Source organism: Candidatus Lokiarchaeota archaeon (assembly GCA_014730275.1).
Lineage (GTDB): Archaea > Asgardarchaeota > Thorarchaeia > Thorarchaeales > Thorarchaeaceae > WJIL01.
The window spans coordinates 1-20871 of record WJIL01000068.1; the positions used below are offsets into that span (position 1 = coordinate 1).

The 20871-nt window shown below is 46.0% G+C and carries 19 protein-coding genes and 4 tRNA genes; 7 read left to right on the forward strand and 16 right to left on the reverse strand.

Annotation, left to right across the window (positions count from 1 at the left end; all coding sequences use genetic code 11):
- Together GF309_07025 and GF309_07030 are read right to left on the reverse strand one after the other, a co-directional pair.
- On the reverse strand, positions 1 to 277 hold a 277-nt coding region (locus GF309_07025; GenBank protein MBD3158530.1), incomplete at its 3' end, for a hypothetical protein.
- Positions 278 to 344: 67 nt separating this feature from the next.
- Positions 345 to 1790, reverse strand: coding sequence for a hypothetical protein (locus GF309_07030; GenBank protein MBD3158531.1), 1446 nt, complete (start codon positions 1788 to 1790; stop codon positions 345 to 347).
- A 376-nt stretch (positions 1791 to 2166) separates the two neighbouring features.
- Here GF309_07030 and GF309_07035 point away from each other — a divergent pair.
- Positions 2167 to 2242: transfer RNA gene (locus GF309_07035), tRNA-Phe, on the forward strand.
- 126 nt (positions 2243 to 2368) lie between these two features.
- Positions 2369 to 2791: a hypothetical protein gene (locus GF309_07040; GenBank protein ID MBD3158532.1), complete on the forward strand. Its 423-nt coding sequence runs from the start codon at positions 2369 to 2371 to the stop codon at positions 2789 to 2791.
- A gap of 93 nt (positions 2792 to 2884) precedes the next feature.
- Here the strand turns inward: GF309_07040 and GF309_07045 are convergent, their stop codons facing one another.
- Positions 2885 to 4135, reverse strand: a complete 1251-nt coding sequence (locus GF309_07045) for a hypothetical protein (protein ID MBD3158533.1) — start codon at positions 4133 to 4135, stop codon at positions 2885 to 2887.
- Between the two features lie 212 nt (positions 4136 to 4347).
- On the opposite strand from GF309_07045, the gene GF309_07050 reads away from it, so the two are divergent.
- Positions 4348 to 4800 (forward strand): dUTP diphosphatase, encoded by a 453-nt coding sequence (locus tag GF309_07050; protein ID MBD3158534.1) that lies wholly within the window; start codon positions 4348 to 4350, stop codon positions 4798 to 4800.
- A gap of 266 nt (positions 4801 to 5066) precedes the next feature.
- Here GF309_07050 and GF309_07055 read toward each other — a convergent pair whose 3' ends face one another.
- The 3 genes from GF309_07055 to GF309_07065 form a co-directional block, all read right to left on the reverse strand.
- On the reverse strand, positions 5067 to 5921 hold the full coding sequence (locus GF309_07055) for a hypothetical protein (GenBank protein ID MBD3158535.1): 855 nt from the start codon (positions 5919 to 5921) through the stop codon (positions 5067 to 5069).
- A 51-nt stretch (positions 5922 to 5972) separates the two neighbouring features.
- Positions 5973 to 7097 carry a hypothetical protein gene (locus GF309_07060; GenBank protein MBD3158536.1) on the reverse strand — a complete coding sequence of 375 codons (1125 nt, stop codon included), beginning with the start codon at positions 7095 to 7097 and terminating at the stop codon, positions 5973 to 5975.
- Positions 7098 to 7698: 601 nt separating this feature from the next.
- Positions 7699 to 8430 carry a hypothetical protein gene (locus GF309_07065; GenBank protein MBD3158537.1) on the reverse strand — a complete coding sequence of 244 codons (732 nt, stop codon included), beginning with the start codon at positions 8428 to 8430 and terminating at the stop codon, positions 7699 to 7701.
- A gap of 131 nt (positions 8431 to 8561) precedes the next feature.
- Between GF309_07065 and GF309_07070 the strand changes: the two genes are divergently transcribed.
- Positions 8562 to 8637: transfer RNA gene (locus tag GF309_07070), tRNA-Val, on the forward strand.
- Positions 8638 to 8763: 126 nt separating this feature from the next.
- On the opposite strand, the gene GF309_07075 is transcribed toward GF309_07070, so the two are convergent.
- The 5 genes from GF309_07075 to GF309_07095 form a co-directional block, all read right to left on the reverse strand.
- Positions 8764 to 9291: a hypothetical protein gene (locus tag GF309_07075; protein MBD3158538.1), complete on the reverse strand. Its 528-nt coding sequence runs from the start codon at positions 9289 to 9291 to the stop codon at positions 8764 to 8766.
- An 84-nt stretch (positions 9292 to 9375) separates the two neighbouring features.
- Positions 9376 to 9759, reverse strand: a complete 384-nt coding sequence (locus GF309_07080; protein ID MBD3158539.1) for a hypothetical protein — start codon at positions 9757 to 9759, stop codon at positions 9376 to 9378.
- A gap of 239 nt (positions 9760 to 9998) precedes the next feature.
- Entirely contained in the window at positions 9999 to 10448 is a 450-nt protein-coding gene (locus GF309_07085; GenBank protein ID MBD3158540.1) for a hypothetical protein, read from the reverse strand.
- A 68-nt stretch (positions 10449 to 10516) separates the two neighbouring features.
- Complete coding sequence (locus tag GF309_07090; GenBank protein MBD3158541.1) at positions 10517 to 11215, reverse strand: hypothetical protein; 699 nt, start codon at positions 11213 to 11215, stop codon at positions 10517 to 10519.
- An 84-nt stretch (positions 11216 to 11299) separates the two neighbouring features.
- Positions 11300 to 12436 carry an acyltransferase family protein gene (locus tag GF309_07095; protein ID MBD3158542.1) on the reverse strand — a complete coding sequence of 379 codons (1137 nt, stop codon included), beginning with the start codon at positions 12434 to 12436 and terminating at the stop codon, positions 11300 to 11302.
- A 189-nt stretch (positions 12437 to 12625) separates the two neighbouring features.
- On the opposite strand from GF309_07095, the gene GF309_07100 reads away from it, so the two are divergent.
- Both GF309_07100 and GF309_07105 read left to right on the forward strand, forming a co-directional pair.
- Positions 12626 to 12700, forward strand: a tRNA-Gly gene (locus GF309_07100).
- Positions 12701 to 12860: 160 nt separating this feature from the next.
- Positions 12861 to 13310, forward strand: a complete 450-nt coding sequence (locus GF309_07105) for an arsenate reductase ArsC (GenBank protein MBD3158543.1) — start codon at positions 12861 to 12863, stop codon at positions 13308 to 13310.
- A 33-nt stretch (positions 13311 to 13343) separates the two neighbouring features.
- On the opposite strand, the gene GF309_07110 is transcribed toward GF309_07105, so the two are convergent.
- On the reverse strand, positions 13344 to 15368 hold the full coding sequence (locus GF309_07110) for a DNA topoisomerase I (GenBank protein MBD3158544.1): 2025 nt from the start codon (positions 15366 to 15368) through the stop codon (positions 13344 to 13346).
- 173 nt (positions 15369 to 15541) lie between these two features.
- A complete protein-coding gene (locus GF309_07115; protein MBD3158545.1) occupies positions 15542 to 16942 on the reverse strand; it encodes a hypothetical protein in 1401 nt (466 codons plus the stop codon).
- 219 nt (positions 16943 to 17161) lie between these two features.
- Between GF309_07115 and GF309_07120 the strand changes: the two genes are divergently transcribed.
- Positions 17162 to 17236: transfer RNA gene (locus GF309_07120), tRNA-Gly, on the forward strand.
- Positions 17237 to 17543: 307 nt separating this feature from the next.
- Here GF309_07120 and GF309_07125 read toward each other — a convergent pair.
- The 3 genes from GF309_07125 to GF309_07135 all read right to left on the reverse strand — a co-directional run bounded on the left by GF309_07125 (position 17544) and on the right by GF309_07135 (position 20827).
- The gene (locus GF309_07125) at positions 17544 to 18347 is read right to left on the reverse strand and encodes a hypothetical protein (GenBank protein ID MBD3158546.1); all 804 of its coding nucleotides are present in this window, start codon (positions 18345 to 18347) and stop codon (positions 17544 to 17546) included.
- 99 nt (positions 18348 to 18446) lie between these two features.
- Complete coding sequence (locus tag GF309_07130) at positions 18447 to 19457, reverse strand: hypothetical protein (GenBank protein MBD3158547.1); 1011 nt, start codon at positions 19455 to 19457, stop codon at positions 18447 to 18449.
- A 71-nt stretch (positions 19458 to 19528) separates the two neighbouring features.
- A complete protein-coding gene (locus tag GF309_07135) occupies positions 19529 to 20827 on the reverse strand; it encodes a hypothetical protein (protein MBD3158548.1) in 1299 nt (432 codons plus the stop codon).
- Between the last annotated feature and the right edge of the window lie 44 nt (positions 20828 to 20871).

Genomic DNA, 20871 nt, shown 5'->3' on the forward strand with positions numbered 1-20871 from the left:
GAAGGCCACCACGGTCATCAAGTTGGAGGGCAGTACACTCGTCCCTATAAGAGCCACCAACGAATCTCGATGCATTGAGGGGAGAGGGAATAGTTCGCTGCTTGATGAAAGCATTCTCATCGTTCACGCTACCGTAGAATAGTGATGGTGAAGTATCCTGAGAGGAATGATGCATGATTCTGTCGTAATAGGGAAAAAGGGGAAATGTCACCAGAAGTAGAAGAATAACTGCAGCGAGTGTTTCATTTGCTGTTTCTGAAGAGCGTTCACTACACATTTCCATCATTCACCTCTTCACATGAGAATAAAATGTTCTTCCTCTCCGGATATCTTGATGGTCTTTCTCATAGGGTAACTCCAGTGTCACCCAATATCACACAATCATCCCCTATCTCAGGATATGAGGAGTCAGCATCATTGAAAGCTTGATCGACAGTATCGCCATCTGCAAGCGCATCCCAGAACACTTCAGTGAAGTCAGTACCATCAATTGTATCTACCGCGCTATCGAAACCGATCACTGCATTTTGGTAGTAGGTTCGACCGTCTAATGTGGTCCTTTTGGAATTCCACAGGAACTGATATGACACGCAGTCTTCTTCATGGCCAGGAGATACCAATCCCGAATAGCAGTGGAGCAAATATACCAGATACCTAGATGGCGCATTGGTAATATCACTTGCGTACACGTACCTTTGATAGTCATCGTGTCCTGATATTTCGATCCGGTTCTTTGTTCCATCGACACTTCCATGCCCGGTCGAGAAGAACACGTAACTTGAGGAAGCAGAAAGCCATTCGCTCTTGGAGGGTAGATTCAGCTTGTTTGCACTTACTAGTTCATCATCCATGATTTGAAAAACATAATCCATGATATCATACATCTGATCTCCAGGGTCTTCATTCACGACATCAGTATTAGTGCTCTGTCCTTCGTACTCAACCAAGAATGGTCCAGTTCTTATGAAGGAACCATCAACCGCTGAAATCCAGAACTCACCAAAATCGTTGACAATTATCCAAGCCAAAGTAGCCGGCTTGGAACAATTATCGGAGGAAACCCATTGAAGGCCGATTGATCGTTCGGATTCAAGACTACAGGATGTATATCCGATCTCGTGCAGATTCTCGATAGCCTCACGTTGAGAAACCTCAACGACAGGTTGTGCAAATTCATCTGTCCACCGCCTTGAGAAAGAGAAGACTCTTCCTGTATTGGGATGAACCTTGATACGAATATAGTTATCATGCACATTGTAACCCTGGATCGATCTGCCAAATTCAACAAGCCAGCTATCGAAGCGTTGCTCTACTAACCGAACGCTGGTCGCAGGATGATCATCAAATATATTGTTTAACCAGTCATAGGCATAAGTAATGGCATCAGCCCTTGAAATATCCCAGTTTAACATATCTTGGTGAGATACAATTGGAGAAGTATCCAGATAGTAGACGAGCTTTAACGTAGATGCATCTACTCTAACTTTCCGTACGTAATCACCTTTATCCCATATGAACGACCAAACAAGCTCGCCTGTTCGTACGTCAGGTTTAAGCTTAACCGAGCGAAGATTCCAGAGAGAGTTGATTTCTGCAATGTCATAGGCAATTTCCGCTGCATATAGTCCCTCTGATTCAACGGTAATGCCATTAGAAAGGAGACTTTGCAAGGTGTCTCCGTCAAGTTGACCCTCGTATGTAGTAGTTCTTACATCAGGAGTCGCTGCAAGGACTAATCCTCCTAATATAAGAAAGCACAGAAATATTGAGAATTTCTGTTTGGTTTTCACGTACACGACCTCAAGTTTATGTGTAATTATATCTTTAATAGTTTTATGAAAATTTCAGTCGATTCCAGCTAGATTGGCTTGAAGACCATACCACCCCTAAGAATTCCATCTTGAACAGCTTGCCAAGTGAATCCACCACAAGGAGACCTACATCAGCACACAGTGCAGTGAGTATGTCACGATATCCAATCATATGGTCTTCATTCAGCTGACATTGCGGTTATGTTTGATATTATTACATCAAATTCGATAAATCGAAAGATAGCAGAGCCATGGTTCCAGTATTCGATAATTCTTAGACGAGTGAAAAGTCCTGCCTAGTACACTACTCCGCAATTTTTTTAACTGCGGCATTACCTCAAGAGAATGCGATTCTGCCGCGGTAGATCAGTTGGGAGATCGCACGGCTGAAGACCGTGTTGTCGTCGGTTCAAGTCCGACCCGCGGCACCATTTTCATAGTAGATTAGCCTGGGAAATCGCACGGCTGAAGACCGTGTTTTTCGCTCGTTCAAATCGGGCCCTCGGCACCATCTTCCTTATTTTGAACGAGATGAACCCGGCGAGAGGTGAAAGGCCATTCAGACGTTTCTGCCCTACGAGGATTTCGAGAAGACAGCGAAAGCGCTCGACAGGAAACGCCTTGGGAAGCAGCGGGTGGAGGCGATGCAAATCGTCAACGCGCTCACGACTGGTCGGAGTGGCTGGTACAATCACCCTGCCGTGCAGATGTGGAAGGGATACGTTGAAGCCCTGAAGCACTACTTCAACGCGATATCAAAGGAATGGATCAAGAGGGGGTATGAGCACAACATCGGCTTCTATGATGTTGAAGAGTCCGAGGTCGAGTATCCGCCGTGGTTGGGCGATGAAGAGTTCCACAAATCTCACAGAAGCAACCTGTTACGGAAGGAACCCGAGTATTACCTACAATTCGGATGGGATGTGCCGGACGACCTACCGTATGTGTGGCCCGGGCGAAAATGTGAAAGCGAGGAGTAATCCAACCTCGGATTGGCAGCCCTGCATGAGAGCTATTCCTGAGCGCCACCAAACGGAATCTGTACCTATCACGGTCGATTATCAATTTTTCAATCAATCATTTTGTGGCAGATTGATGCGCCGTAGGACTGCCAGGAGCAAGAGGGATGTAACAAGCGCAATGGCCCCTGCAACCGAGTATACGACTCGGAGACTCGAAGTGAGTTCCCAGACGACTGCTCCAAAAAACTGAGCGGCCATGCCCGTTATGCCCATAAGCAGATCATAGGTCCCCAAAGCCCTTCCCTTGGTTTCTTCTGATACAACTAGGACAAGAATGCTCCGCTCTGCACCGATCCAGAGCACAAAGGGTATTGCCCAGGCGAAATTGATGACATACAGCATCAGTGCTCCACCTCCCACGCTGAACCAGAAAAGGATGAATGCATTCCCAACCACGCCCACCAAGAGTGCTCCCTTCAGATTTCTATCCGCAGCAAGGCTCGCTGGATACATGATTATGGCACTGGTAAGAGAGAACAGACTCCAAGTCAAACCATAGGTGACAGTATCAACAGCCCAGGGGCCAATCGAGAGATTGCCAAGAAAGGGGATGGATGTGTTCCAGGCGAAAAGGAATCCAATCATTGCCGATGTCAAAAGCCAGAAGCCGCGTCCAAGGTCTCGTACAGCAATCTTGGGCCCGGCACGAGCCTTCTCGATGACCTCAGAGCTCAGTGACTCTCTGATGAGAAAGAAGGTGGAAATGCATGCAACAATGGAAGCGATTGCAGCAAGGAAATGGATATCGCCCGACCCATAACCTGAATTGAGAAGGAAAGAACCAATGATTGGTCCGAGGGCATCCACAAACCAAAGCGGCATCATGACCATCATGAGTCGCCGTGCAGGATTGAGACCCTCGTCAGCTGCAATCTCATCAGCCGGTATAGCTCGCGACATGAGCCTTGACGTACTGATGCCGAACCAGACCAGACCATACTGCATGGCAATCAGGGGCCAAAGTGGGAAATAGGACAGTGTGAAAAGGCCGATAATGACAGGCACAAAACCCAGTATGATTGTGTATCGTCTACCGACAAAGTCAGCGATGTAGCCAGAGACGACGCTCGCAATCAGCCCAGCAAATGTCGCTACGGAAAACACGAATCCAATCTGCCACGGCTGTAGGAAACCCTCGAGGAAGATACCAAACTCCCACTTCCACAGAGCTATTGAGAGCTGGGATATGCCCATCACAGCAGCTAAGCGCCACAAGTTTGGGCTCAGACCGAGACGTCCCGGACGTGAATCAGCATCAAGGGCGGCTTGATTGCTGTCAGCAGTCCACTTGTCCTCGGTCATAGGGAGATTCCCATGTGTTGTTACTTATGTTAGTGTCGTTTACTGTACTTGTCAAAGCATGACACAGGGGATTCGACTTGCTGGCTAGAGAAACAATAGAGGAGCACTCTTATCGTTGCCATGATTCTGTAGCAAGTTTTAACAGCGATGTGATTTGACGGGATGTTGAAGCCTGTTGATTTCGCCCTGCACAGGTGAGGATGTTTGTATTGATGAAAAAGGATGCAGATGATCTCGTTACAGTCCGTATCAAACTGATTTCTGAAGACGCCAATCTCCCACAAGCAGCAAAACCTGGGGACGTGGCGTTCGACCTCCATTCGGTTATCGAGACAACACTGGAACCTGGCGAACGACAAGCCATCCCAACAGGGCTTGTTATGGAGATTCCGCGTGGATACGAGGGACAGGTACGTCCACGCAGTGGACTGGCTTTGAGAAACGGGTTGAGCGTGGTCAACAGTCCGGGTACGATAGATAGTGGCTACCGGGGTGAGGTTAAGGTAATCGTCATCAATCACGGCAAGGAACCGTTTACCATCACAAAGGGTATGCGGATATGCCAGCTCGCCATCAGGTCAGTGCCCAGAGTCAGGTTCGAAGCGGCAGAGGAGCTCTCTATCTCGGATCGGGGAGAGGACGGCTTTGGCAGCACAGGACTCTAGCTAGGAAGAGAGAGGCAGAACGTGAGTTTGGTTAGGAATCGGGCGGCATCAAAACTATGGACTCGTCTGGGTATTTTACTCAGAAGAAGTATCTGGCATACCAATAGTCACCTTCAGGTACAATGTTCGGTTGTAACCACAAAACAAGCTGTGAATGCTGAGGACGGAGGTACCCCTTCTCTGAGGCTCCATCTCAAATCCTGGCAGCTCTAAGTGCGCATAATGCAATCAGTCATACCCGTTCGTCTATATGAACGATGAAATACTCACTGTTGCTTTCCTCTATGCCACAGTATGACCAAAGCTGCTACAACTCCTGCTGCGATTCCCACGTAGGGAAGAGCGCGCAACGGACTTGGTGGGATTGCACCACCCAGATCGAGATGTATTTGCGTACCATCTACTTCAGCTTGTCCACCTTCGATTTCCACGTAGTAGGTGCTATCCCAACCATCAGGTGTCCGGGTGAAATTGGCCGCTATCCTGATGATGTCGGGGCCGCACCGTATGGATTGTCCGTTTGCAAGATAGACGGTCAGGTTTTCAATCTCAACAACATCTCCTATCAGACTCAAGTTATCCCAGTCTTCAGGAGGAACCAATGAGCCCCAGCCTTCTCCCCTCGTTTCAGTCCATGCAGCATATGGGCGCCAACTCTTCCAGCCCGGCGTTCCATTCTGCCACTCATTGAACACTGGGATTGAGTCCCTGTAGGCAATTGCATAGTCCCTGAGCATACCGAAACCCAAACCTTCGATCTGTTGTGCCACAGGAGCGTTGACGATTTCGGCACGTAGGAGGCTTATTCCAAAGCCAATCATTGGACCTGATGAAGTGTCTTCAGATTCAGCGTAAATCATGGCACTGGCAGCTATGCTGGATCCAGTTGGACCATCGGTGACAATTACCTCAAACGTCACGTTTCTATGGGATGACAGGGGAAAATCTGGATTGTCCCAATCATCAGCTTCGTTGTGCGCAGGTATGGTGGCGCACTGCGTTTTTTGAGTAAACGGTATAAATATACCCGAGAGCAAGATAAGTGACAGAAAGAGTACCCTTCCCAGAATAAATAGGGGATATTTCATCGGTTTGGTAAATTGACTTGTTGTTATAGTCATTTTCATTACCTGCAATCGGGTATATTCATTTATTGATAGATGACGCTAGTTTCAGCTTCTCAGGTCGAAGGTTAAACCCCAACCATGTTGGGTTCCAGAACTCCAGCCCCAATTATAAACTGCCCATTCATGATATGCATCGTCATTTGAATAGAAGGTATATACGGCTGTGGTCTGCTCATAATGACCTTCCAAGTCCGAAAAACTTGCAAGTTCAATTTCCCCGCCCCAACCATGCCATTGTCCTGTTAACGTCACACCCACATCGAAACCAAAACCAGTCTCGTCGAAGTCCTGATACTTCTTCTGCTTCCATGCATATGCGTGAAGCGTCAGCCAATTATCATGACTACTCTTGGACCTCCCAATGTCTGGATAGGGAGCTCTGTAATCCCCTGATAAATCATAAATAGCATCTGGGTACCATTCTTCATGAGTTGAGTATACAATCCAAGGCCACCAATTATGCTGAAGTTCCCAGTATTCATATTTATACAGGAATTTGTAATAAATGGTCCACGAACCTCCGTTGGAAGCCCAATAGGGACTTATTGAGCTTGTAGAGAAGCCACCACAATCATATTTCTGAATCGGTCCCAATTCAACGCTCAAGGCTCTTTCGGTTCCTGCTGAAAACTCCAGCTCTAGTTTAACATCAAGATAGGTCTCTGAACATATTTCCCCAATCTTAACCCAACGATCAAATTCCCGTTCTTCCTTTTTAACCCAAGAAGCACCAAGCCGGTCTGGCCGAGGTTTAAGATTATTAATAGGATCTCGAGAAAGAGTAATATTTGGATCCTCAAGAGATTTTAAGAAAATACCTGCTCGTTTACAACCCATCTGTTTCTGTAATTGTCTTTGAGTAATGGGTTGGCTACGTATAAGTTTCCCATCTCTATAATAATCAAGCTTGATACCGTTCTCGAAACGCACAATATCTACTTCAGGAAGGTCATGTTCCGAATCATACGATTCATCTAATGGGATAAGTTCCGGTATATGCGGATTGTTTCGGACAGCTCCACTCAGTCTCCCTTTAGAATCATAGTATCGCTTCGCGTCCTGAGGGATTCCTAACCGCTCTTCAGTAGTCTGAGCTGCGTCAGACCGAGGAAGAGGTATTACAAATACTGCTAATAGAATTAACACGAGAATAGTGTATTTATGTCTCAATACTATTACCCCCACCTTACACACTACGTATAAGGCTTGAACTGTTATACGCATTCTCATTATATAAGTATCTTTTTTTTTAATTCAGTAAACATCGTAATAATTTGTCACTAATAGGGCACTAAATGGATAATGAGGAGGGAGACACTGATTCTCTAAGATTCCTTCTCAAATCCTGGCAATTCTAGGTGTTATCCGAGTCATATGTTCGGTCCGTTGGCATCAGACATTAGACATAAAGCAGAAGAAGCTAACGTACCTAGTTCAAGAGCGTAGCTGTTACTGGATAAAAGGCGGCTTCGGGAGTGCCGGAGTCTAGCTGGATATAGAAAGACAGAGAGTCAGAACGTCTTAACCATAGCCCAGTTCAATTCGAGTGAAGGCAGGGTATGCACGCTTTTGAATGTTGATACGGTATGATTCCTCATTATCACGGGTGTATCAAGAATATGAGTGTCCGCCCCTGTCATTCATGGTACGTTGGCTTATTGGTCCATGTCATATGCATTGCACAGAATCTTCTGTATCCTGAGACCGGGTCGGGACTTGATTGTCAGTCACCCTGGACTCCTCACATCCATAGACCTGTGTGTTCTCTGAGCTAGTTCATTAGAGTGACAGTTGCAGGATAGAAAGTAGTTATTCCCAAATCATGTTGGCTTTCATCTTCTGTTGCATACGCACTCTCACTCCGCCATATCCAGCCAACATTTTCTTCAATTGTTACATCCCCCGTATGAAAGAGGAATCCGTCCATTTCTGAAGGTAGATTTACATTCAGATAGGTGTGTGCAGCTGGGTCAATAGTGACACTACCCCGCGGACCTATTCTTACATCCATGTCGCCCCTGACCGTCACGTTCTCGGTGAAGGTGAAGTGCATGGTGCCGTAGTAAACCGAACCCTCGCGGTTGAAGACACACTCCTGCCCGTCGATGATGGCCCCATTGTCGTAGGTCACGTGGGCGGTCACGTTCTTACCAAAGATAACAAATCTACATCGTATAGCTATACCAAGGACTACATCGACCCGCTTAAGCCGGTCCCCTACGATTTCTACCCGGGCACCATCGTACTTCTCTTCGAAGCTGTAGCCGGTGGTGTCCGGATATTTCTCTACATCGATGGAATACAGCAGCGAGCTGTCGTTGACGAAACTGATATTGATGGTCATGTCGTCTGCTTGAGCGAAGATAGTAAAATCATCTTGAGTACTTACCTCTTTCTCGTAGTGTTCATGCATTCGAGGGACAAACAGCATGAAGGTGCCCACACCCACGGCTGCTGCCAGAATCACGACCACGATCATCCCTTTCTTCTGTCTCTCGTCCATGCTCCTTCTCTCCTTGTCCCTGTTGCCAGGCATCATATTTAATCCTATCAGGGGGTCAATACTAGCGATGTCGCAATGTTTTTAATCGACTACAGGGCCAGTCAGTACAGTAAGAACCAGGAGTACGATGTGGGCCGCTGGTCTAGTGGCTATGATTCCGCATTGACAGTGCGGAGATCGCTGGTTCGAATCCGGCGCGGCCCACCATTCTTTTTCGAAACAGCACTGACCGGTACAGAATGCGAGTTGCACTATATGCAGAAGTATGGAATGCAGCGTTTTTCTGAATCTACTTATGAAAGTGGAGACCAGTCATGAAACTACATCCAATAATCAGAAATACATGCCAGCGCGCCTCGGATATCGTTTCTCGAAGGTCTTCCGAGCCTGTTTCTCCAGCCGGCTCTGAACCTTTGAGATACTGTTATCCATGGATTCGAAGTTTGGCCTCCTGAGAACCGGCCCACTTAGAAGGTGTTCTGCTTTCGTCTTTTCCAAGTCAGGAGGAGCGATTGGAGATCGCTTCAATATCGACTCAAGACTTGTCCTAGATCTTTCTGGGTCACGCAGAGACTCGAGAATGTCGCTCATATCGGTTTCCGTGATTGGGCGTAGACCGAACTCCGGAATAGATTCGGCAGGCGGAAGATTCCTGTCGGGATTGGGAATTTCCAGACCTGCTCCGGTGAACTTGTTTGGCCCCAAAGAGATAAGTTTGAGCTGAAAAGCAGTTGACGGCCCGCGAATTAGCATGTCTCCTCGTGGAGTACTCAGTACTCTCCAGCCGCGTGGCTTTTGGGAGTATTGCTTCATGATCTGAGGGACTAGCTCTTCAACGGGCTTCGTTTCATCCGAAGTCATTTCGGTTCGTTGTTCTATTCGGAACTGATAATATTAATGGTGGGGCACTTCGGCAGTAGAGGTGTATGAGAAGACCGAATATGATTATGATTTGGCCACAGCAAGTCGTTTCCAGCTGTGTTGTGGAGTTTCGACAGTGCCTTTGATGAGATTGTATTCAGCTTGGAGATGTTCAAGCATTGACCGCATGCGCCTATCCGCTTCGCTAGTCTGTTCATCCCAGCCAGTCGATCCTGACATCAAATCCCCATATTCGAACACATACTTGAAAGACATTGGAAAACCATCCATCTCAACACCGACTGCATGAAGGATAAGACGCCGCAACCGCTTGGAATCATCGAGAAACGGGCTGTCGAAGTATTCTGTGCTATATGTAATAACAGCAGCTTTGCTTGCGAATTCTTTGAAATCCTCATATCGTTCCAACAGTACTGGAGCTATGAACCTAGGTTCCTTCGTATTCATCTTCTTCACCAATTCCGATATGCCCCTCACCCCTCCATTTCCCATGGAGGGTTACGGGACGGGTTATGTCTCTGGAGGCTACAATGCCTCACCATATACAGTATATACTTCACTACATATAAACATATCTATTCTATTATTTGATTCGGTTTTTATAATATATATTGCATGACAGTTAGAACACGTGTTCTAATACAGAAAACAACTGCGGGCAGTAAGAGTGGTATGAAAAGTATCTTTCAGAAGGTGGAGCATACGCGCCTGATACTCTCGATTTGAGCAGCTTTTCTAGTGGCAAAATATTCGAATAGTCGGGAAACAATGTCTGACTTGCTTCGGACAGCTAGTGAGAGGAAGAAATTATATCCCTTCACTTCTTGCTCTAACGCGCGGTTACAGACGTAGAGACGGGGATCGGTTTCAGCTCGCTGTGGATCAAAAGGTGTGGGATTAGGTTCAGCAATATCGTCGGTGGATTCAAGGGATTCTATCTCCTCCACGATACCTGTTGCAAGCATATCCTCGATGCGGTCGATGAGGTCTTCTTCTGCTTCAGCTAACACAAGAAGCAGGGCCTTGACTTCTGTGGTCCTAACCTCATCAGCAGCTCGTTGATAGTAATCAAAGTGATTGAGGGCGGTTGCTAATGCCACGCGCAGCATGTGATCGATGGTTTTCTGGGAGTTCATATGAATAGCAACATAATGTCACAACATAAGAAAGGACTTTCGGTTTTTGTGCAGTAGTGGTGATTCCCTCATTTCTCCTGCAAATACTCCATTATCGTGTGATATTCATCCTTCTTCATCAATTGTTCTATCATTGGAAGTCCCTCGTCTATCAATCGGATGAGTGAATGGAGGTGAATGCCCTCGCTAGCAGCTTTTTCCTCAGCACCTTGCTGTCTATCAACAATAACAGCTACGTGCTCACAATGAACATTCTCCAATTCTCTCCGTTCGATTTCTGCTTGAATCTGTGCTCGGGCAAGTAGCTTGCTTTCCATACCAGTAACAAGGTCGTCAACAATGCACAAAGAATCACCAGATTCTATCACTCCTTCCACGAGAGAGTGTTGACCATACTCCGACAGATACTCCTCCAAATCATCCTGATTTCGGACGCCTAGGACCTTTCTCGTATGGCAGGCAGGAATATCCGAAACCATGGAGACAGCAGTTGCAATAGGTATCCCGGCAAATGCAATACCTACGACTCTGTCAATCTCAGGTATCTCCTGTTCAATCATGGATTTCATGGCTTTCCCAACCAGGTGTAGAGTATTGGGATAGGAACTGAGTATACGGAGTTGAATGTAGAATGGGCTCCACATTCCAGAGACGAGCTCCCAGCCATCCGGGTTATCCCGTACGGAGGTGAGAAGCATCCGATTCTCGTAAATATCTTCCATGATCCGTCTCTTAATCGAATCGTACGAGTGTACCTCAGAGGACAAACACACCACCGAGGCTTCAGAATCCACTCCACTATTAACTATGACTACAGCAGACGAGACCCTAGGAATATCACAAGAGGAAGGTTACCTTCGCCCTGTAAAAATGAATCTGAGTGTGCTGTTTGCTCGAATGAAGCGAGTTGTAAAGGTAATTGAGATAGCAGTTGCAGAAATGAACCGAATGAACCAGCCTAGTGGTTCAACAGGGATGAGCCATCCGAGCAACATTCCTACAAACATGATAACAGGGGCTACGAGATAGAAAACCAGTGGATGCGCTTCATATACCTCCTGAGAGTGTTTTCCGACCCGTAAGAGAAGGCGGCGGATAGTCTCAGACGCTTCTAAGGCCATGTTGGTTGCAAGTGTTACCATGACTGTTCCCAGTGTGCCTGTTGCCAAGTACAACCATATACTGCTTCCATAGTTATCCACCGCCAAATCTACAAATCCATTCATCCGCGAGAGGACAATAAGCAGTGAAGTCCCAGCTGCAAGGGCAAGCGCGTCAAAGGCGGTTGATTCAAACGACCAGGCATCAAGCTCACGATAGTGTCTCGCCTCATTACCGATGATAATGAATGCCGCAGAAAGAAGAATCGCATTGAGATGCCATGGAACAAGCATTGGCTCGAAGGAATCTTTCAGAAAGATTGCTCCATACGATAATGCCCCCACAAGCATCCATCTGAATAATCGTGGCAAGTTTTTCGTTACATAATCCAGACCAACAAACAGAGCCATTCCGAAGTAGAGCACAGGCAAGAACCACAGGTGCAGAGTTAATTTCGGGGGGCCGCTACCATAGAAAAACCAGAATGCCAATTGGGAAGGCGTGAGGGGGAATTCGAAAACTGAAGAAAATGGTACGAATAAAAGAAGTACAACGCCATACAAGCAGAAGTATGGGACAAGTAGCTGTTTCGCTCGTGTTTTCAGAAAGCGCTTGATATTGTTACGGTGTTTGTCGGCATTGTGTGTCACACCAGAGAATATGAAGAATAGTGGAATAACGAAACTGCTCACGTGCAAGGTGATTGGATTGATGTTTGGAATGATGCTGTGAACTAGGATAACAAGTATGACACCAATACCGCGGGTGGCATCTATCCAATCCATCCGTCCGTGTTTTGGTTTTGCAGAATCGCTATTCGGGGCCGACATATGTACTTCAAACTCAAAGGCACGGACACTACTTATTATGCTAATGCATACCGACATGACCGAAACGAGATAGTATCATCCATAGAAGAGATCCAACCACCCGTTTGCCAAGCTTTTTATTTTAATCCGACGGGCAATTCTCTCGGACTCATCAGTAAGAAGCCTTCACTCGAGGTGGTTTCGGGGAAGGCTTATAATCCGTCGAAAGACCACGACTGATGATGAACGGTCCATCAGAAGAATAATGCGCTCGTTGTCTAGTGGCTATGATGGATCCCTGCCACGGATCCGGCCCGGGTTCAACTCCCGGCGAGCGCACCATTTTCTTTTCTTTGAATTGACATCACTAAGTGTGTGATTTCTACTTGACGCAGGTACAATCTACATGTGACAAACCAAGCTACCAGTCATATGCCGCTGCATGAATCATATGCAGTGATATAATGAGGGAACGTCACGAACGAGGAGGATGAAGGTGTGGATGTTGAAAAGGGTCCTTTTCTTATGCACGGGTAACTCGGCGCGAAGTCAGATGGGGGAAGCGTTACTCAAATCACTCAGTGATGAGTACGAAGTTATGAGTGCAGGGACAGATATTCAGTCTGAAGTCAATCCTTTTGCCATCAAGGTGTTAGATGAAAAGGGGATCCAGACTGATGGGCTCCACCCCAAGAAAGTTGATGGATTCACAGACAAATCGATAGATTTGGTGATAACAGTCTGCGATGAAGCAAGACAGACCTGCCCAACCTTTCCTGGAGCAAAAGCAATGGAGCACTGGTCGCTTGAGGACCCAGCAGCTTTTGAAGGAACCTATGAAGAGATGCTTATCAAGTTCAGAGAAATACGGGATGAAATAGAGAGAAGAATCCGAAAGTATCTCATAAACGGTGATTCTAGGATTTTTGGTCAAATGAAGCTCAAGTTGTAGGCGGGGCCATGTTGCCATCTTCGACGACGTACCTCAGTCCTCTGCAGCGTCTGAACAGCCCGTCTCTTCCACCCAGTCGAATTTTCTTTGCAGGACTTTGGTATAAACGTCTCGCCAGTCATAATCAACAGATTCACACCAGTCGTACACAATTTTGGGATGAATGTATGATTTGAGAGATGTATTCAGGTTCCATACGCGTGATTCTTTGGCAAGTTCATAGTCAATTTCGAGTTTGGTCTTTGCTCTTTTAGCCTTTTGAAGGCGTTTCTTAGCACGATTGAGAATCCCTTTCCTTCGCTCGATGCGTTCCTCTGCCTTTTCTTCGGCCTCTTTTCGGGAATCCTTTTTCTTCTCTAGGATTGCTTTGCTTTTCTCATATCTTTCCCTTGCATCGGCTAACCGCTTCTTTGCCTTCTCAAGCTGTTCTTTGGCCCGGTCGATTTTCTCCTGAGCCTCAACCAATCGTTCTTTTTTGGTTCGTTTGGTTTTTCGACGACTCTCTCGGATTTCGCGTTTCCGTGCTCTAGCGGTATCCCAACGTTCTTTGGCCTCATCTCGCTTCTTCCGATATTCTTTGACCTTTTCCCACCGCCGCTCTACAACATCCTCTTGGTCCTTGATGAGCTGCTTCTTCTTTTCGAGTCGCTCCTTCTCTGTTGCCTTGCGGTCTTTCAACCGTTTCCTTTTGTCTTTGACAGCTTCTTTTGCTTTCTCTATACGCTCATCTGCCTTCTCAAGACGTTCCTGGAAGCGTTCATCCCGCTTGTCCCATCCTTTGGGCTCCTGTTTTGTATGGTTCATGATTCTAGCGACTTCTAGGTTCGCCTTCGTAACTGCTTCTTTTTTGATAAAATCAGGATCTTCCTTCTCAACATCGCTTTCTGCAAGCTCTTCTTTGACGGTCTTAGAAGCATGGTAGGTCCTGAAATCCTTTGCAGAGATGTTGGGTGCAACCTCACTCAAGAACCGATTGACATGACTGCTGCTTATAGCAGGAAATAGCTGAGCGAGTTTCTTCGGATCGCCTTTTCGCTCTCCCGCTTCATAGTCCTTGATTCGTTTGACGGCATTATCATGGAGTTCCTTGAATACCTTGTAGACATCTTTGGGGGCTTCAATCTCTTTATGCCATTTGACATAGTCCTTCCCTCTGAAGTCGAATACGATAGAATCTTCGCGGAATGTGACATGTTCAGCTCGAAGAGTTGTAGCGCCTACGGTATCGGCTTCGTCAGGATCCTTTTCGTCTCCAACTCGTAAGCAAAGACGGTCAATCAAATAGCATGCTGCAGCAATCATTCGAGTCTTTGCACTGTCCGACTGTAGGCCTTTGTTGATGTGAGAACGAAACTTCTCAAGCTTCTCTCCTATCTTCAGAGCAGTGTTGAATTTCTCTTCTTCCCGCTTTTGCTTTATGGGAGTGCTATCATGTAACCAGATGTACTTCCATTTCCCCGTTAGTTTATCCTTCCATTTCGCTATCCAGATGCAATCTGGTTTCCAGACTACAGTTTTCCAGTCGCCTTCGGGTACTTCTGCATCTGGGCTCAGATTCAGGGTGATGTCTTCACAGGAAGCGCCTTCCTTCCATCTCCCCCGCAAAGGATGTTTTCCTCGCCCCATGAAGATACCAGAAGGTTCGGTCATGTAATTTGCCAGTTCCATTTTCTGACCGTTTACAATAGCATATCCGTACTGCTCTTTCAATTCTTCCCGTCGAGCCTTCCGTTTCTCCCGAGCTTCTTTCTTCTCTTCTTTTGTCATGGACTCTTTCCTAGCTTTTTCTTCTTTCACGAGTTCGATTACAGGAGAAAAGTCCACATCATCGAGCTCCAAAGGCGGATTGTGTCCAAGTGCTTTGCTAAAGTCGTTCATGAAATTTTCGACAAAAACAGGATCCTCAACATAATCGGTCCCTTGTTTTTTTGCCCATGCGATTGCCATTTGTTCTTGTTGTGCATTCAGCTCGACCTTCTTCCCTTTCACCTCAATTTCTATGCCGCGGGGTTCTGGGGGTTCGAGAACGATTATGCCATTGTGCTCAAGTGATTCCATGGAAATTCCTCATATAGAGTAAGGCGACCAATTGTAGTAGCGTTGAATAGCCGTAACTGAAATCTTCTGAAAACGTGCTCTAAAACCTGTAAACAAAAGGCTTGTGATGCTGTAGCACCCAATGTCAACAATACAGATGCATGTAGACCCCGGGAACATCTCAGTCGAAAGTTTTACTTCATACACGAATTCCTTGGTAATGCCATAATCGGCTTCCTCAATACCTGCATAACTGCGTATATCGGCAAAGGGGGAAATCTCATACCGGTGTCTAGCACCACAATACCTTGCGATGTTGTATCTGAGCATGATGATGCCTTGGAAGCAGATAGATAGCCCATACCAGTTGCATTCCAGTTGATGAATGCAGTAACAGCATAGTGATCAGATGCCGTATAAGCAGGCTCATCGTCAACAACTGTGGAATTGACAAAGCTGTCGACAAAGAAATCATTGCCAACTATGTAGTCAATTCTGAAAGATACTGCTCCATCACGATGACCATAGGTGTGCCCGGGTTTTGTTGGATTCAGAGTCCTATAAACATCAGTGAAGTTGTGCACGTTTGAAGACCGATTGCCATATACAGTGTCATTCGGATAGAGCATCATGGTCATCGGCCCATACCCAAGCTCCATTCCCTCTGGTGCCAAATCGCCAGTATCTGCTGGTGAAAATGAATTCTGATCGCTGAGGTAGAGGATTGGTACATTCCCAAGAGCGTCCATGTAGTTGATAATGCCCTCCATCTCAACCTCTCGCCGGTAGATGTTGGTTTCTCCCTCACTTGCTTTCAGATGCCCTCCAAAAACATGAACTGCTGTCCCATTGATATCGACAACTGCCTCGATGAAGTCATGAGTGACATAGTAATCATCGCCGTTATCAAGTGGTACCACGGGAATCTGATTGAACTCCAGCACGGGGAATCGACTCAGTATTGCCTCCCCAGTTGTGGAATATCGGGTGTTCTGCGCGCAGTAGGCCTCATACGGGAGTTCATCTTCGAAATACGCATTCAGTTCGCTCACTGCAGCGTTCAGACTCTCATTAGCATTGTCGTCCCAAAAGCCAGTCTCAACTACGATAAGAATATCTGGGTTCTCCTGTTTAACCACAGTCTTCCAATCGTTGTTTTTCCCGCTCTCCTTGATATTGTACTCCATGATTTTGAACAAACCATCGAATGGAGGCCGCACCTCGTCGACATTATCAACTGATACCTCGATACTCCTCGCCGCATATTTTCCCGAGCTATCGGACACACCGACACGAATGGTATGTGTTCCGTCCGGATATTCCGTCGTGTTCCACGCGTACAGATTCGATTTGGTAACATTCTTCCCATCTATGAAGATGGTCGCGGTGAGATTCTCTTCGTCAACAACGGAGATGTTAAGCTGTACAATGTCAGCTACTGTGGATCCGGGCTGTGGATTGATAATGCTGATAGCTGGCGCTTCGTTCTCCGGCTCCGGTTGTGGTTCGGAACTCAGATAGAGAAGAATCAGTACTGAAGAGGATACTAGAAGAGCCACAATCAAGACAACTATCGCAGTTCTTTTGGTTTTCATCAGGATATCCTCGAAGAGCATTCTGTTATTTGTGTTTAGAACATATGAGTCGTGTGATATTGCCAACCAATGGCCCCAAGAACTACTTTCTTCCACTATAGGAAGCCCATTTATCAGATCCAAGGATGTTTTTCGTTTCGATTGAGCAATACTCTTAAAGCATGATTTTTCTGCCGTTTACATTGATGAGGAACCAGAAACCGGTTTCCATTTAACGATGCGGCCGTTGTCAAGTGGTTAAGATTCAGGCCTTCCAAGCCTGTGACCCGGGTTCGATTCCCGGCGGCCGCACCACTACTTCTCAACAGATTAAGTCGTAATCTGGCAAGTAGTATCCATATTCACCGTAAAACATGACACCGGGTCCTGTCAAAATAGGATAGAAGCAACAAGCACCAGAAATTCGAAAGCAATGAAAAAGAAGAAGACCTTCATCATGCTAGTAATCTCTTCAAGTTGCTGTCATAGTGCCACTAGTTCAGATTCTATCATGTCGAAATTCTCAGAATCCACCATCGTGAATTACAAATGGGATATGCATTTGTACATGATATTCGCGGGGTCATTCACAATCGAGGAAGATTCTGTAATCGAAGAGGTACTAGCATCTATTGCAATTGTCAGACTTAGCGGCAATGATTTTACACTGTTCAATAATATCCCCGAAAGCTTGGTAGAAGTATCGTGCTGATTCGTCTCGTGCTCTTTTACCTGAATCGGTTAGGGTGTAGATTATTTGTCGGCCGCTTCTTTCGCCCTCGATGAATCCCTCTTCCCTCAAGTCCTTAATTGCGGGATAAATCGTTCCTGGTGTTGGTTTCGTACCACGGCGCTCTGCTATTTTCTCTGCAATCTGTTGACCATTCAGGGGTTCTTTTCCCACTTCCCATAGAATCTGGAAGGTGAGGAACCCTCTCATATCGCAACAATCAGGATTGACGAAACCCATTGCTGACATCTGGGATGTTTCGTAGATAGTAGTGGTTTCCTCTTCGGATAGAACGAAGCGGCGAAGCGCCATTTCTGATGGTGATGAGCCATCGAAGAGTAGGCTGGTGTCGTCAGGTGTCCAATCCGCCTTGAAAACACGTATCGAGTCTAAGTCTACTAATAGAGAGGTTTCATACGATTTAAGGTAAGTAACATATAGGTCATGCTTCTCGTTTCCCGCAGTCTCTCGAGGGAACAAGAATCGCGAATCATCTCCTGAAAGACTCCCAGTGGCAACTCTGTCTTCTCCCGGAGTAAGATCAACCCATTCATCCAGATTTGATAGCTGAATCTGGTATACATGTGGAACGTTGTCTTTGTTGCTTGAAACTAACAAGAATTCGCTATTATGAGACAATGAAACTAATTCAAGGTCCGGTACATCGAAGACATCAGAAATGTGAAACTTCCTCATTCAATGACACCTATATCAAAGGAGGTTCTGTACAGTCTTATCTTCTTATCGACGAGTTAGATTGAGGACTATTAGTACTCAAAAACCAGGTAATCGAATCTACTCTGACTCAATAAGATGAACCACATTCTCGCGGCCATCTTTGAATCTCCGCACTATGCCTCGCTCCTCAAGTCCATTCAGAAGCATACTGACCATAGATTGTGAGAAATCGAGTTCTTCGTATATCACTTTTTGCGGACAAATTCCACCTTTTCGTGCAATCAACCGAAGAATCCTTTTTTCGTTTTTGGACGAGCCGTCGAATGTGTAGACTTGTGGTTGCAGGCTGCGAATTACGTCAGGAATTTTCTGTATAATGAGCACAAGAGCTGCTCCGCTAAATCCAGCCAATACTAGAAACAGAATGCCATAGGACGAATTCGTGGGCGGTTGAATTGTTGTTACAGGGAGGTCATACTTGACAATGAAAGACTTAGCTTGACCAGGCGAAATATGATCTACGTTCCATATGAACCCCATTGATTTGCCATCAGTATAATTGTAGTTTGGTTCTGGGAAGAGCGGATCAGAATTCTCGCTGTTGAGTACAGCATAAGGTTGTAAGTTTACACAGAAGGTTAAGTTGTGGTGTTCATTTCTTGGTCTAAGATAGTAAATCATCTGATACTGTTCTGTCGTACCATTATCCCGTAGTCCCAATCGCTCAGTCAATGTCTCAGTTGAAAGCTCCAGTTCTATGCTTCTTGTGACATTAGGTTCAATCGGGTTCTGCACAGACAGTCGAAGGAGTGTAAAGCGCTCTTCAGGATGAAGTGTACCAGATACATTACTGTTTCCCACCATAGCTGAATGAAGCTGAAGTTCCCTAATGTCAAAACGGAATTCAAGCTGATTCAAGCTCTGATGTCCAGTGTTGGTTACCTCTGATGTGAACTCAATCATGCTGTATTCTTGGCCAAGGGTTACCTCAATTCTCGTATCCCTAGCTTCAAGAACGGCATCACCATTCTGGGAAGAAACATGTGTCTGAACGATTGGCATTGAGAAGGGGAGTATAGCAAGTGTCAGCAATGTGAGGAGGAATGGGGTTCTCACGTCCATAGCCATCGTAACCAACTATTCCGTTTAGCTAGTACCTACATAATTCAAGGGAGGATGTGAAACCCTCCCTTCTTACTTTACCGCTTACGTATAACGAGAGCTGCCACGGCGATTATACCGATAGCCAAAACACCAACAGCAACTTCGGGGGAGATGTCAGCTAAACCACCCACAGGTTGTTGAGTTGGTGATGATTCGGGCAGCAATTTCATTGACGGATCATGAACTAAAGATCCGTCATCAAAATTCGGATATGCGAGAAAGAGCAACAGAGCTTCGCCAGTGGTGAAATATGACGCTTTTACATCCACGGCGTTTGTTGTGCTATTTGGAAGATCGATTACCGCCTTATCTAACCATGAGTAGAAAGCTCGCGTGATATTGGTGGATCCCTCGACGAGAGATATATTCTGAACATCGTCATCCTCGCCATCATCATCTTCGTCAACATCATCAAAAGCCTCTCCCAGCTCATCAGATTCCCACTCATCCTCGGATTCGTATTCGTGCTCCCCGTCATCTTCATTAGTTATGAACTTATGATCTGAGTCTTCACTGGCCGCGATGTCCTCCTGTAAGAAATTCAGGACTGTCACCTTTGAGGTGTTTGATATAAATGGGAAATTACCGATTTCGATGTCTATCTTGAGCTCAGTTCCTGCGCTCACGGTGTAGTTTGCTTGTACACCCGCATCATCAGTAACGGAACCATTGTAGTCATTCAAGTAGATATGAGCGTAGAATTGCACGGTCATATCTTCGTACTTGGTCAGATTCAATTCATCGTCGTCAGAGTCTTCATCTGTAAGGGCAAAAGGTTCTTGCTCATCATCTTCGTCATCGTCATCATCAGTTTCATTCTCTTCAGTCTCAGGCATCCAATCTTCATACCAATCATCGTCCCAGTCTTCGCCTGAAATACCGCCCTTGGTATACGACGCGTAGACCTCCTCGTTCAGCCCTTCTTCATTCGTTACGGACCCAGTCTGAAGAGTCCATTCAAATGCTTGAAGAGGAACAAATGCTATAGTTTCATTCACCTGGTAAGCACCGTCTCCATTAGTATCCTCAAACTCTATGACCATCGGATATGCTACACGAAATCTTGCCAGACTTCCATTTTCATCAGCACTATACCAGTATTGATACGCCGGTTGCTGTGGGTCTAGCATCACAGTCACTACATCAGTTTGTATCCATACAGTCCCCGATTCGTCTCGCTCATGTTCGGGTTCGTTTTCTTCTTCGTAGTCATATTCATAGTCATCTTCACCGTTTTCTTCGCCGTTTTCTTGAGCGTAGACGGTAGTGGATGTAACTAGAAGGAAGAGGACAACAACCATCGCAATCTTGGTTAGCGTGCACGATTTCTTCATCATTTTTCAATTATGTTGTGTATCATCTATTTTTAACGAATCTG